The sequence below is a fragment of the Aeromonas eucrenophila genome (genome assembly GCF_000819865.1).
Lineage (GTDB): Bacteria > Pseudomonadota > Gammaproteobacteria > Enterobacterales > Aeromonadaceae > Aeromonas > Aeromonas eucrenophila.
Window position 1 is genome coordinate 194,518 of record NZ_CDDF01000001.1, and the last position, 13,684, is coordinate 208,201.

Genomic DNA, 13,684 nt, shown 5'->3' on the forward strand with positions numbered 1-13,684 from the left:
GCCCTCGGCGTGAATGGGTCAGGGCTGACGGCGGCGCTTGAGAGTACGGCTCACGTAGTGCAGGCCACTCTGATAGTCACCGTTGACGGCCTTGAGGGCGAGCTCCAGCGCCTGGCTCGCGAGGGCATCGTGCTGCTGGGGCAGGGAGTTGATGCCAAAGGGCAGGAAGTCGAGCAGCCTGTCGTCGCCGAAGGTGGCCATGGCGATTCGGCTCATGTCGGCCTCCTGCTCCAGCTCTGTTTCCAGCAAATAATCGAGCACCCCTTCCATCAGGATGTAGGAGGTGGCGACCAGCGCCTCGGGCAGCTGGCCGAGCCGCTGGTGCAGGGTCTTGATCAGCCGGTAGCCCTCGGCCCGGGAGAAGTGCTCTCCCTCGCACAAGTGTGGCGACAGGGGCTGGGTGGCGGCATGGCTGGCCAGCGCCTGCTCGAAGCCGGCCTTGCGCTCCTGGCTGATCGTGAGACTCGGCAGGGCGGTGATCAACGCCAGGTGGCAGATGGTCGGGCCGAGCAGGGAGGCGGTGAGATCGAAGCTCGCCTTCTGATTCTCGCTCGCCACCGTGACGAAATGATCGGCGGCCATGGCCCGATCGATGGCCAAGATCTGCACGCCGCGGGCCTGTTGCTCCAGATAGAAAGGATCGGCTGGCGGCAGGCAGCTCGCGATCAGCAGCGCATCCACGTGGCGACTGACCAGCATGCGGGCCAGCTCCTTCTCGGTATCCGGCTCGTCCTCCGAGCAGACGATAAGCAACTGATAACCCTGCGCCCTTGCCCCTTGCTCGAGGCGCTTGGCGAGCTTGGCGTAACTGGCGTTCTCCAGGTCCGGCAGGATGAAGCCCAGGGTCTTGGTCTGGCCGCCGCGCAGGGAGGCGGCCCGGCTGTCCGGCTGATAGTTGTGGGCATTGACCACCGCCATCACCTTGTCACGGGTGGCCTGACTGATGCGGTATTGATCGGCCTTGCCGTTGATCACATAGCTGGCGGTGGTACGAGAGACACCGGCCAGGGCGGCAATTTCATCCAGTTTCATCATCTTGGCTCTGTTTGAGTTACAAGGTCCGCGACTACCCGAGGTAGGGGCACCGAAAAGTGTGCGCGGGATCATATCATTGAAAAGCACTCTTCGTGGGTACTTGAACAATTGGCTGAAACGATTCAGTCTGAGTGTAAGTGAAACGATTCAGCTTGTCAGTAGACAATTGATGACCGGGCATGGAAACGGGGTCTGGATCACCAGATGGACACATTCCGGTCTATTGTCAGCAGGCAAATCATCCGAAATATCCGAAATCTATATTGAGCCGGCTCGCCCTGAGCGACGCCGGCACCTGATGGAGAAGCTCTATGTTGAAGTTGGCGCGACAGCAGATCCTGCTGGGACAATCGGTAGGGACCAAGGCGGAGGCCATCACCCTGTTGGCGAACAAGTTGACCGAGGCCGGTCTGGTGGAAGCCGGCTATGTGGACGGCATGCTGGCGCGGGAAGCGCAGCACGCCACCTACCTCGGCAGCGGCATCGCCATCCCCCACGGGACTACTGACACCCGTCACCTGGTGAAAAGCACCGGTGTCATGGTGGCCCAGTTCCCCCAAGGCATCGAATGGGATGAGGGCCAGGTGGCCTATGTGGCCATCGGCATCGCCGCCAAGTCTGACGAACATCTGGGGATCTTGCGCCAGCTCACCCATGTGCTGGGTGACGAGCAGGCCGCTCAAACGCTCAGGACCGCCACCGACGCTGACACCATCATCAACATCCTGACCGGTGCCACCGAGGCGAAAGAGGTGCAATACCTGACCCTGGCGGACTTCCCGGCAGACGATCGCGATCAGCTGCTGCTGGGGGCTGCCGCCCGCGCCAAGTCCGCCGGTTGGGGAGATGCCGCCATGGTGAGTGCCCTGTTGGCGAGCGATCCCGCCTATCTGGGGGAGGGCGTCTGGCTGGCCCGCACGCAAGCCGCCCAGACCGGTTGGGTACTGGCCACCCCGAGCACGGCGCTGAGTGCAGGCGAGCTGCCGGTCAGCGCCCTGTTGCTGCTGTGCGCGTCTGACGCCAGTCACCTGCCGCAGTTGGAGAACCTCGCCAAGCTCGCCGCCGCATCCCAGCTTGCCACCCTGGCGGGCAGCGAGGGGCTGGCCATGCTGCAGGCGGGCCCCGCGACGGGTCTCAGCGATACCTTCACCATCATCAATCCCCACGGCCTGCATGCCCGTCCGGGCGCCATGCTGGTCAAGGTAGCCAAGGAGTATGAGTCTGACATCCGGGTCGCCAACCTCGATGGCAGTGGCGAGGCCGTCTCCGCCAAGAGCCTGATGAAGGTCATCGGCCTGGGCGTGAAGTGCGGTCACCGTCTGGCGTTTCGCGCCGAGGGGCCGGATGCCGAGGCCGCCCTGCAGGGCATAGGCGCCGCCATTGCCGCCGGTCTGGGCGAGGGAGCTCGCTCATGACCCTGGTCACCATCACCCTCAATCCCGCGCTGGATCTCACCACCCGGCTCGAGACCATGCGCCTCGGCGAGGTGAACCTGGTGAATGAGGCCAACCTGCGCGCCGCGGGCAAGGGCATCAACGTCGCCATGGTGTTGAAGGATCTCGGTCATGAGGTGGGGCTGAGCGGCTGGCTCGGCGCAGACAACGCGGCCAGCTTCGAGGCGCTGTTTGCCGAGCGCGAGCTCACAGATCGCTTCGTGCGGGTCGCGGGCAACACCCGCATCAACGTCAAGATCGCCGAGCAATCCGGCCGGGTCACGGACTTGAACCTGCCCGGGCTCTGCATCCAGGCCCCCGATGTGGATCAGCTGGAGGCGGCCATCGACGATCTGGCCGCCGAGGCCGACTGGTTCGTGCTGGCGGGCAGCCTGCCCAAGGGTGTCGAGCCTGCTTATTGCGCCCGCCTCATCCGCCTGCTCAAGGCCAAAGGCAAGAAGGTGATCTTCGATTGCAGCGGCGAGGCACTCAAGGCGGGCCTCACCGCCGCCCCGACTCTGGTCAAGCCCAATCTCGAGGAGCTCAGCCAGTGGGCCGGGCGCCCCATCAAGAAGGTGCAGGAGCAGGCCGACTGCGCCCGCGCGCTGCAGGCAGGCGGCATCGAACACGTGGTGGTGTCCAACGGTGCCGAGGGGCTCATCTGGTTTGGCCCAAACGCCACCTGGCAGGCCATACCGCCACGCATGCAGGTCGTCAGCACCGTCGGTGCCGGTGACTCCCTGGTGGCCGGGCTGGCCCACGGTCTCAGCCTCGGCTGGGCGCCGGAGCAGACCCTGCGCCTTGCCACCGCCGTCTCGGCGCTGGCGGTGAGCCAGGTCGCGGTCGGTTTTAGTGATGTGAATGTCTTGACCCCTCTGCTCGAGCAGGTGCGTTTGCAACGTCTGGATGATGTTGCCCCCGCTCGGCACGATACCAATCCCCCTTCAATGGAAAACTCAGGAGATGCCCAATGAAAGCAATTCTGGTTACGGCCTGCCCGGCGGGCATTGCCACCAGCTTTCTCGTTGCTAAACGGATAGAACAACAGGCCAAACTGGCGGGTTGGGAGTTGCAACTCGATGTCGAGTCGAGCGTGCAGCCGCGCCAGCAGCCCTCGGCCGCCGACATCGCCGCCGCCGATCTGGTGCTGGTGGTGGCGAGTAGCCCGGTGGATCTCGCCGCCTACGACGGCAAGCGCGTTTATCAAGGCAGCATGGAACTCGCCTTGCAGGATCCCGCCAACCTGCTGAGCGCCGCCGAGGGGGAGGCCAAGGTCTATCGCCATCAGGCCGCGCCGGCCGTCGCTGCCAAGCCGGCTTCGGCCAAGCGCATCGTGGCCGTGACCGCCTGCCCGACCGGGGTGGCTCACACCTTCATGTCGGCGGAAGCTCTCGAGACTATGGCCAAGCAGCTGGGTTACCAGATCTGTGTCGAGACCCAAGGCTCGGTCGGTGCCCAGAATGCCCTGACGGCAGAGGAGATTGCCGCCGCCGATCTGGTGTTCCTCGCCACCGACATCGAGGTGGACATGGCCCGCTTCGATGGCAAGAGTGTCTATCACACCAGCACAGGCGCTGCCCTCAAGAAGACCCGCGCCGAGCTGGACAAGGCCTGGACCGAGGCCAAGCTCTATCGTCACAGCGGTGGTGCCGTCACCAAGAAAGAGGAGAAGGCGGGCCCCTACAAGCACCTGCTGACCGGTGTCTCTTTCATGCTGCCCATGGTGGTGGCCGGTGGCCTCATCATCGCGCTCTCCTTCATCTTCGGCATCGAGGCGTTCAAGGAAGAGGGGACCCTGGCGGCCGCCCTGATGAAGATCGGCGGTGGCTCGGCCTTCGCCCTGATGATCCCGGTGCTGGCGGGCTATATCGCCTACTCCATCGCGGACCGTCCTGGTCTGGCGCCAGGCATGATCGGCGGTATGCTGGCCAGCTCGCTGGGTGCCGGTTTCCTCGGTGGCATCGTCGCCGGCTTCCTGGCCGGTTACAGCGCCAAGTACCTGAGTGACAAGGTGCGCCTGCCGGTGACCCTGGAAGCGCTCAAGCCCATCCTCATCATTCCGCTGGTTGCCAGCCTGTTCACGGGCCTCGTCATGATCTACGTGGTGGGCGGCCCGGTGGCCGGCATCATGAATGCCATGACCGAGTTCCTCAACAACATGGGCTCCGCCAACGCCGTGCTGCTGGGGGTCATCATCGGTGCCATGATGTGCTTCGACATGGGTGGTCCTGTCAACAAGGCGGCCTACGCCTTCGGGGTCGGCCTGCTCGCCTCCAAGACCTACGCCCCCATGGCAGCCGTGATGGCCGCCGGCATGGTGCCGGCGCTGGGGATGGGGATTGCCACCTTCCTGGCCAGCAAGAAGTTCATCAAGGCGGAGCAGGAAGCGGGCAAGGCCTCCTTCGTGCTGGGTCTGTGCTTCATCTCCGAAGGCGCCATTCCGTTTGCCGCCAAGGATCCGATGCGCGTCATCCCGGCCTGCATGGTGGGCGGCGCCCTGACCGGTGCACTCTCCATGCTGTTCGGTTGCGAACTGGTGGCGCCCCACGGCGGCCTGTTCGTGCTCTTCATCCCGAACGCCATCAGCCATGTGTTCATGTACATCCTGGCCATAGCCGCAGGCTCGCTGGTGACCGGTGTCGCCTACGCCATGCTCAAGCGCGGCGAGGTGCAAGCCAAGCTCGCGACGGCCTGAATGTCAGCGGTTAAATAATGTAAAAGGCGGCCCGCGGGCCGCCTTTTTTGTCCTTTAAATCTGCTTTTTTTAGATGAAACTATCACCAGTTTAATGGGGAGTAGTCAGAAATCCCAGCCGGGTTGCGGCTGTGAATTGGCCTCGGCGGCTTCTCGTGCCTTGCGCCGCGCCGCTTCCACCCTGGCCTTGCGGCCGCGACACAGCCGCATCACCTCCTGCTGTTGGATCGGGCTCATGGTCTGCCAGTTGAAACGCTCCTCCCGACTGCGCAGGCAGCCCTTGCAGTAACCCTTGTTGTTCACTTCGCATACCCCGATACAGGGGCTCTGCAGCGGGAAGATCTCGAGCTGTTCCATCCACGACCTCTCACATCCTGTCACCCTGTTATAACCCAGTTGCCCGCTTTTGGAAAAAGCCGTGGAGGGATGGGGGCGATCGGCTTGGTCAGCATGGTGGCCGCTGTAGGGAGCAGAGGTTCCGGACGGCCCGCCCCGAGGCGGCACTCGATTCCTGATGGCGGTCATCTAAGCTTCGAGATGCAGTCCACCCCCCTCTGGAGTCACTATCCTATGAAACGGTTTAGCAAGAAGGCCGGCCTCGTCCTGATACTGCTCGCGGCCAGCGGCGTGCTCGGTGCCACCGAGATCGTCAATCACAACATCACCGAGGCCGAGATCAAGGCGGCGCAAGATGGCTGGGGCAAGGCCCTCATCCAGATCAGCGATGACTATCGAGCGGGGGGGATCGAGAAGGCGAAGGCCACCGCCACCCAGGTGCTCGACAGTGCCTATGGCTACGCCGACGGGCCCGTGCTGTTCAAGCCCACCCTGGCGAGCGGGGAGCAGACCTTTCGCCTGACCAAGGCGGGGGCGCTCGCCTACTTCGTCGGCCACGATCCGGCCTATCCGATCGATACCGGCTTTGCCCTCAAGAACTGGAAAAGCTATCGCTACGACAACGCGGCCGTCTACATCAACGGCAACATGGGGCTGACCATGGGCACGGTGCACCTGGTCGATCGCGACAACAAGGAGGTCGATGTCGACAAGACCTGGGGATTTCGTAAGGGGGACGATGGCAAGGTGCGCATCGTCCTGCACCACTCCTCCCTCCCATACAGTCACTGAGCCCTTCATGGCCGGACGTGGGCACACGTCCGGCATCCGTTAGATCCGTTCCGTTTACCCGCCAAAGGCCAGCAGCCGCCACGCCGTGGGACTGAGGCAGGAGCGAAATGCTCCGCAAACCGATCAGATGATGCAATTTATGGGGCCAAGAGGGCCTTTGTTTTTGTATGATAGCGCCGCCTGCCGAGGCGCTGCGGGAATGGCCGTCCCGCCGGTGTGGGTGAACAAACGGCGCTTGTTGGGCGTCTGTTACTGTCTCTGATTAGATTTATCATCATTTTCATGATGTTAGCATTTACGGTTAGATGAGGAATTATGAATAAACACGCGTACTGGTTGGCCGCCGCCGTGGTCGGGCTGGCCGGTTGTGCGGGCAACCCTGAACCCGCCAAGGTGCCCCCGAAGAAGACAGGATCCGGATGCTTTCTGAACTGCGAGGTGCCAGTCAATCTGGGCAAGCAGTATCTGGACGGTACCCTGCCAGAGGATCTGGTGCGGGTAGAGCGTGTCAACAGCCGCCAGGGGTCGGATTTCAGCAAGTTTGGCCCCCAGAGCCGGCTGGTGCTTGAGCGTTCCGGCAAGATGACCCGCCGCTACGGCGAGCTCTATCGCCAGCTCTCCCGCTGGGTGGCGGGGGGCGGCAATCCGGACCGGATCACCCAGTACGGCATCAGCCTGGCCCAGCTCGGCGGCGCCGATCGCATGGGCAACGTGCTGTTCACCGGTTACTACTCGCCGGTGCTGGAGGTGCGTCGCCAACCGGATGCCAAGTACAAGTACCCCCTCTACGCCATGCCCAACTGCGCGGGCCGTTGCCCGAGCCGGGCCCAGATCCACCAGGGGGCGCTGGCCAACCGGGGGCTGGAGCTTGGCTACAGCAAGTCCCTCATCGACAACTTCCTGATGGACGTGCAGGGCTCTGGCTTCGTCCACTACGGTGATGACGACAGGCTGCAATACCTCGGCTACAGCGGCAAGAACGGTCACGGCTATGTGAGCATTGGTCGGGTGCTGATCGACAGAGGGGAGGTGCCCAAGGCGCAGATGTCCATGCAGGCCATCAAGGATTGGGCCAACCGTCAGCCGGAAGAGAACGTCATGGAGCTGGTGGAGCAGAACCCCTCCTATGTGTTCTTCGAGCGCCGCCCCACCAACGACGTGATCGGCGCCGCCGGCATTCCGCTGCTGCCCATGGCGGCGGTGGCGGCCGACAAGACGCTGCTGCCCATGGGCACCCCCATCTTGGCGGAAGTACCGCTGCTCGACAAAGCCGGTAACTGGACGGGCAAGCACCAGCTGCGCCTGTTGATCGCCCTGGATGTGGGCGGGGCGGTCAAGAAGGGGCATCTCGATCTCTACCACGGCATGGGCGAGAAGGCCGGCATAGCCGCCGGTCACTACAAGCACTTCGGCCGGGTCTGGAAGCTGGGTCTGCACCACGGGCCGACCGCCGCTCCCTGGATCTGACGCCATCAGCTGGCCGAACCGGGCAGCGAATGGACAATAAAAAAGCCGCCGGAGCAATCCGGCGGCTTTTTTGTGGGCGCTCATCACGCAAGCGCGATGAGCATCGTGCGGAGGTAGGAGTCTCAGTCCTTCTTCAGATCCAGATGGATGGCGCCCACCGGCTTGCAACAGCAGGGCAGGCACTCACCCTGGGAGACAAACGCCAGCGGCACATGGGGGTAGTGCACCTTGCCCGAGAGCAGCGGGGTGCGGCAGGCGCCGCAATAGCCGCTGCGGCACTGGAACTCCAGCCGATGGCCGTGGCGCTCCAGGGTCTCCAGCAGGCTCTCGCCGGGCTGGGCCCGCAGGGCGCCGTCGCGGGTATGGACGAGCGGAGTTTGTGACTCTTGCCTCGTCGCCAGCAGCGGGGCAGGGGATGGGAAGCTGGCGGCGTCACTCACGGCGCAATCTCACCCAAGATGGCGATGGTGCCGCCGATCACACCGGCCCCGCATTGCTTGATCACAGCTCGAAGTCACCGAGATCGTCGGCGTGCACTTCACTGTCGATCTGGCCGACCAGATAGGAGCTCACTTCCACTTCCTGGGGGGCCACCTGCACGTTGTCGGAGGACAGCCAGGTGTTGATCCAGGGGATGGGGTTTTGCTTGGCGCCGGCGAAGGCTGGCTGCAGGCCGACCGCGTTCATGCGCAGGTTGGTGATGTACTCCACGTACTGGCAGAGGATGTCCTTGTTCAGGCCGATCATGGAGCCGTCCTGGAACAGGTACTCGGCCCACTCTTTCTCCTGAATGGCCGCCTCCTTGAAGATCTCGAAGCAGGCTTGCTCGCACTCGGCGGCGATCTCCGCCATCTCGGGATCGTCCAGGCCGTTGCGCATCAGGTTCAGCATGTGCTGGGTGCCGGTCAGGTGCAGGGCCTCGTCGCGGGCGATCATCTTGATGATCTTGGCGTTGCCTTCCATCAGCTCGCGCTCGGCGAAGGCGAAGGAGCAGGCGAAGCTGACGTAGAAGCGGATTGCCTCCAGGGCGTTGACGCTCATCAGGCACAGGTAGAGCTTCTTCTTCAGCCCCCGCAGGGTGATGGTCAACTCGCGCTCACCCACTCTGTGGGTACCTTCACCGTGCAGATGGTAGAGGGCGGTCGCCTCGATCAGATCGTCGTAGTAGTGGCTGATGGAGCCGGCACGCTTCAAGATCTGCTCGTTGGTGATGATGTCGTCGAACACCTGACCCGGGTTGTTGACGATGTTGCGGATGATGTGGGTGTAGGAGCGAGAATGAATGGTCTCGGAGAAGGCCCAGGTCTCAATCCAGGTCTCCAGCTCCGGAATGGAGACCAGCGGCAGCAGCGCGACGTTCGGGCTGCGACCCTGGATGGAATCCAGCAGGGTCTGGTACTTCAGGTTGGAGATGAAGATGTGCTGCTCGTGAGGGGGCAGAGCCTGATAGTCGATGCGATCGTGGGAGACATCCACCTCTTCCGGGCGCCAGAAGAAGGAGAGCTGCTTCTCGATCAACCGCTCGAAGATATCGTGTTTTTGTTGATCGTAACGGGCCACGTTGACCGGCTGGCCGAAGAACATCGGCTCCTTGAGCTGGTCATTTTGGGTCTGACAGAAAGTTGAATAGGCCATGGTGATTTCGATGTCTTGAATGAGAGGAAACAGGAGGGCGGGAGCTTGTCGCTCCCGCCCGGTTCATCAGATCTTGCAGGCGCCGCCGGCGCAACCGTCATCTTGCAGATCGGTCTGGGCATCGTCCGCACCATCACGGGTGTTGTGATAGTACAGGGTCTTGAGGCCGTATTTGTAGGCGGTCAGCAGATCCTTGAGCAGCTGCTTCATCGGTACCTTGTTGCCTTCGAAACGGGCAGGATCGTAGTTGGTGTTGGCGGAGATCGCCTGATCCACAAACTTCTGCATCACCCCGACCAGCTGCAGGTAACCATCGACGCTCGGCTGCTTCCACAGCAGTTCGTACTGATCCTTCAGGCGGTGGTACTCGGGCACCACTTGCTTGAGGATGCCGTCCTTGGAGGCCTTGACCGAGACCAGGCCGCGGGGCGGCTCGATGCCGTTGGTGGCGTTGGAGATCTGGCTGGAGGTCTCGCTCGGCATCAGGGCGGTCAGGGTGGAGTTGCGCAGACCCACTGTCTTGATCTCTTCACGCAAGGATTCCCAGTCCAGGTGCAGGGGTTCGTTGCACAGCACATCGAGATCCTTCTTGTAGGTATCGATGGGCAGGATCCCCTGGGCATAGGTGGTCTCGTTGAAGGCCGGGCAGGGGCCGAACTCGCGGGCCAGCTGCACCGAGGCCTTCAGCAGGTAGTACTGGATCGCCTCGAAGGTGCGGTGGGTCAGTGCCAGACCGGTGCCGTCGGAGTAGCGGGCACCATTTTTTGCCAGATAATAGGCATAGTTGATGACCCCAATCCCCAGGGTGCGGCGGTTCATGCTGCCCTTCATCGCGGCTTTCAGCGGATAATCCTGATAGTCGAGCAGGGCATCCAGGGCGCGTACGGCCAAGTCGGCCATCTCTTCCAGGTCTTCCAGCTTCTCGATGGCGCCGAGGTTGAAGGCGGACAGGGTGCACAGGGCGATCTCGCCTTCCTCGTCATCCACGTTGTTCAGCGGCTTGGTCGGCAGCGCAATCTCGAGGCAGAGGTTGGACTGGCGAACCGGCGCCACGCTCGGATCGAAGGGGCTGTGGGTGTTGCAGTGATCCACGTTCTGGATGTAGATGCGACCGGTACCGGCGCGCTCCTGCATCATCAGGGAGAAGAGATCCACGGCCTTGAGAGTCTTCTTGCGAATGGACGGATCCTGCTCGTACTTGACGTAGAGCTGCTCGAACTTGTCCTGATCCGCGAAGAAGGCGTCGTACAGACCCGGTGCATCTGAGGGGGAGAACAATGTGATGTCGCCGCCCTTGATCAGGCGCTGGTACATCAGCTTGTTGATCTGTACGCCGTAGTCCATGTGACGAACCCGGTTCTCTTCCACGCCGCGGTTGTTTTTCAGCACCAGCAGGCTCTCCACTTCTGTGTGCCACAGCGGGTAGAACAGGGTGGCGGCACCGCCGCGCACGCCGCCCTGAGAGCAGCATTTGACCGCGGTCTGGAAGTATTTGTAGAAGGGGATGCAGCCGGTGTGGAAGGCCTCGCCGCCACGGATGGGGCTGCCCAGACCACGGATGCGACCGGCGTTGATGCCGATGCCGGCGCGCTGGGAAACGTAGCGCACGATGGCGCTGGCGGTGGCATTGATGGAATCCAGGCTGTCATCGCACTCAATCAGCACGCAGGAGCTGAACTGACGAGTCGGGGTGCGCACGCCGCTCATGATCGGGGTGGGCAGGGAGATCTTGAAGGTCGAGACTGCATCGTAGAAGCGCTTGATGTAGTCCAGACGGGTATCTTTCGGATACTTGGAGAACAGGCAGGCGGCCACCAGGATGTAGAGGAACTGCGGGCTCTCGTAGATCTCGCCGGTGACGCGGTTCTGCACCAGGTACTTGCCTTCCAGCTGCTTGACCGCCGCGTAGGAAAAGTCCATGTCACGCCAGTGATCCAGGTAGCCGTTAAGCTCCTCGAATTCGGCCTGGGTGTAGTCGGTCAGCAGGTGTTTGTCGTACTTGCCCATGTCCACCAGACGGGCGACGTGCTGGTAGAGGTGGGGCGGCTCGAACTGACCGTAGGCCTTCTTGCGCAGGTGGAAGATGGCCAGACGGGCGGCCATGTACTGGTAGTCCGGGCTCTGTTCGGAAATCAGATCGGCGGCAGCCTTGATGACGGTTTCGTGGATGTCGGCGGTACGGATACCGTCATAGAACTGGATGTGGGACTTGAGCTCCACCTGGGAGACCGACACGTTGTCGAGCTTCTCGGCGGCCCAGTCGAGCACGCGGTGAATTTTATCCAGATCGATGGGTTCTTTGTGGCCGTTACGCTTCGTCACAAACAAGTTCATTGGCTGATGACCTTTAGTTGATTCCCGAAAAACCATCGCGCCACGCTCCCGGCGGGCCAATCTTGGCAACTGCTAGGGGCGTACTGCGCGATGAATCACAAGATATAGTGTTATTTTGATTTCGAACTACAAGATAGTGAGGTCGTCCCCGCATTGCAACGTGTGGATAACCCGATTGCTGTGGATAAATTGTGGGTGTCATGACGGATGTTAGTGCACGCTCACAGTGAGTGGGTTTTCATGCGTCCGCTCCGCTAAATGCAAGTCCGATGATCGAACATGGAAAATTTAAATAACTTTTTTTGCTTGCGAAAACGGGGCGTTTTTACTAGCAAATTCAGGCTGGTTATCCCTTGTGCAGCAAGGGTCAAAAGCTGTCCGAACGGGGCGGCGGCGCTGCCTTCATGAAAAGGAAAAGGGAGCAGGTGCTGGCTCCCTCCGGCGGGGGCAGATCACGATCTTCGTCCCCCAAATATCCTTTTGTTCCCTGTTTGGGGGGATAAAGCCGCCTGCAAAATACATCAATGACGGCATGGCCCCGGTCGCGGCAGGCTCAACTCAGCTCGTAGCGCAACCAGTGGTGCAGGGCCTGCACAGTATCGAACTGCAGGTCCGCGCCCCAATCGGCGGGATCCTCGTCGTCGTGCAGATAGCCCCAGCCCGCCACCGCGGTGCGCATGCCGGCGTTGCGGCCCGCCTCGATGTCGCGCACGTGATCGCCGACATAGAGGCAGTGCGCCGCCTCCACCCCAAGCCGCTCGCAGGCGTAATACATGGGGGCGGGATCGGGTTTGCGCACCGGCAGGGTGTCGGCACTCACGGTGACGCCGCAGTTGGCGAGCGCCGGCAGGGCGGCCAGCAACGGCTCGGTCAGAAAGCCCGGTTTGTTGGTGACGATGCCCCAGGGCAGGGCGCGCTCGTCCAGCCACTCGATAAGATCGAGCATGCCCTCATAGGGGCGGGTGCCGACACAGAGGTTCGCCGCGTAATGGTCGAGCAGGGCAGCGCGCAGGCGCCCAGCCCCCAGCTCTTCCAGCAGCTCGTCTCCAAGGCCGGCCCTCAGCAGCCCGAGCGCCCCGTGGGAGGTGGTCTGGCGGATGACGTCGTCAGAGAGCGGCGCGAAGCCTTCGCTCACCAGCACGTGGTTGACGGCGGCGCCAAGATCCGGGGCCGTGTCGAGCAGGGTACCGTCCAGATCGAACAGCACGCAGCGCAGGGGCGCCTTGTCGATGGTGCTCATCAGCCTTGCTCCGGGCGCACGAAGGCCACCATGTAGTTGACGTCGACGTTGGCGCCGAGCTTGAAGCGGTTGGAGAGCGGCGCATAGTGCACCCCGCTCATGTCTTTCACCAGCAGGCCCGCGGCTTCCCCCATGCGGCACAGCTCGGCCGGGGTGATGAACTTGTTGTGGTCGTGAGTGCCCTTGGGGACCATCTTCAGCAGGTGCTCGGCCCCCAGGATCATCATCAGATAGGCTTTCGGGTTGCGGTTGATGGTGGAGACGAACACCTTGCCGCCCGGGCGTACCAGGGTGGCGATGGCGCGCAGCACCGAGGCCGGATCCGGCACGTGCTCCAGCATCTCCATGCAGGTCACCACGTCATATTGGCCCGGCGCCTCGCTGGCATGCTGCTCGGCGGTCATCTGCTGATAGTCGAGCTCCACGCCGGCCTCCAGCGCATGGAGACGGGCGACGCCGAGCGGCTCCTTGCCCATGTCGATGCCGGTCACCCTGGCGCCACGGCGCGCCATGCTCTCGGAGAGGATGCCGCCGCCGCAGCCGATGTCGAGCACGCGTTTGCCAAACAGGCCGCCGCTCTTGTCGGTGATCCAGTCAAGGCGCACCGGGTTGATTTGATGCAACGGCTTGAACTCGCCTTCCATGTCCCACCAGCGGGAGGCGATGGCTTCGAATTTGGCGATTTCTGTCAGATCGACATTGGCATCAGTATTCATTT

At 62.5% G+C, this 13,684-nt stretch carries 12 protein-coding genes; 5 read left to right on the forward strand and 7 right to left on the reverse strand.

The window, feature by feature from the left end; translation table 11 throughout:
* Positions 1-18 precede the first annotated feature (18 nt).
* Positions 19-1,035, reverse strand: coding sequence for a catabolite repressor/activator (gene cra, locus BN1124_RS00750; protein WP_082041388.1), 1,017 nt, complete (start codon positions 1,033-1,035; stop codon positions 19-21).
* A 311-nt stretch (positions 1,036-1,346) separates the two neighbouring features.
* Here cra and fruB point away from each other — a divergent pair, with 311 nt between their 5' ends.
* Genes fruB through fruA form a run of 3 tightly spaced genes read left to right on the forward strand, consistent with a single transcriptional unit; the run spans position 1,347 to position 5,163 of the window.
* A complete protein-coding gene (fruB, locus tag BN1124_RS00755; protein ID WP_042638171.1) occupies positions 1,347-2,450 on the forward strand; it encodes a fused PTS fructose transporter subunit IIA/HPr protein in 1,104 nt (367 codons plus the stop codon).
* Entirely contained in the window at positions 2,447-3,442 is a 996-nt protein-coding gene (gene pfkB, locus BN1124_RS00760) for a 1-phosphofructokinase (protein WP_042638172.1), read from the forward strand. Before fruB ends, pfkB begins: the two co-directional genes overlap by 4 nt.
* A complete protein-coding gene (fruA, locus tag BN1124_RS00765) occupies positions 3,439-5,163 on the forward strand; it encodes a PTS fructose transporter subunit IIBC (RefSeq protein ID WP_042638174.1) in 1,725 nt (574 codons plus the stop codon). Before pfkB ends, fruA begins: the two co-directional genes overlap by 4 nt.
* Positions 5,164-5,267: 104 nt before the next feature.
* On the opposite strand, the gene BN1124_RS00770 is transcribed toward fruA, so the two are convergent.
* A complete protein-coding gene (locus BN1124_RS00770; RefSeq protein WP_042638176.1) occupies positions 5,268-5,519 on the reverse strand; it encodes a DUF1289 domain-containing protein in 252 nt (83 codons plus the stop codon).
* 213 nt (positions 5,520-5,732) lie between these two features.
* Here BN1124_RS00770 and BN1124_RS00775 point away from each other — a divergent pair, with 213 nt between their 5' ends.
* Both BN1124_RS00775 and mltA read left to right on the forward strand, forming a co-directional pair.
* Positions 5,733-6,290, forward strand: coding sequence for a hypothetical protein (locus BN1124_RS00775; RefSeq protein WP_042638177.1), 558 nt, complete (start codon positions 5,733-5,735; stop codon positions 6,288-6,290).
* Positions 6,291-6,605: 315 nt separating this feature from the next.
* Entirely contained in the window at positions 6,606-7,757 is a 1,152-nt protein-coding gene (gene mltA / locus BN1124_RS00780) for a murein transglycosylase A (RefSeq protein ID WP_042638179.1), read from the forward strand.
* 122 nt (positions 7,758-7,879) lie between these two features.
* Here the strand turns inward: mltA and yfaE are convergent, their stop codons facing one another.
* From yfaE to ubiG, 5 genes are all read right to left on the reverse strand, one after another.
* A complete protein-coding gene (yfaE, locus tag BN1124_RS00785; RefSeq protein ID WP_042638181.1) occupies positions 7,880-8,197 on the reverse strand; it encodes a class I ribonucleotide reductase maintenance protein YfaE in 318 nt (105 codons plus the stop codon).
* Positions 8,198-8,258: 61 nt separating this feature from the next.
* Entirely contained in the window at positions 8,259-9,392 is a 1,134-nt protein-coding gene (gene nrdB, locus BN1124_RS00790) for a class Ia ribonucleoside-diphosphate reductase subunit beta (protein ID WP_042638183.1), read from the reverse strand.
* A gap of 66 nt (positions 9,393-9,458) precedes the next feature.
* Positions 9,459-11,726 carry a class 1a ribonucleoside-diphosphate reductase subunit alpha gene (gene nrdA / locus BN1124_RS00795; protein ID WP_042638184.1) on the reverse strand — a complete coding sequence of 756 codons (2,268 nt, stop codon included), beginning with the start codon at positions 11,724-11,726 and terminating at the stop codon, positions 9,459-9,461.
* A gap of 553 nt (positions 11,727-12,279) precedes the next feature.
* On the reverse strand, positions 12,280-12,966 hold the full coding sequence (locus tag BN1124_RS00800; RefSeq protein WP_042638186.1) for an HAD family hydrolase: 687 nt from the start codon (positions 12,964-12,966) through the stop codon (positions 12,280-12,282).
* Entirely contained in the window at positions 12,966-13,682 is a 717-nt protein-coding gene (gene ubiG / locus BN1124_RS00805; RefSeq protein WP_042638188.1) for a bifunctional 2-polyprenyl-6-hydroxyphenol methylase/3-demethylubiquinol 3-O-methyltransferase UbiG, read from the reverse strand. The genes BN1124_RS00800 and ubiG overlap by 1 nt, the downstream gene beginning before the upstream one ends.
* Positions 13,683-13,684 lie beyond the last annotated feature (2 nt).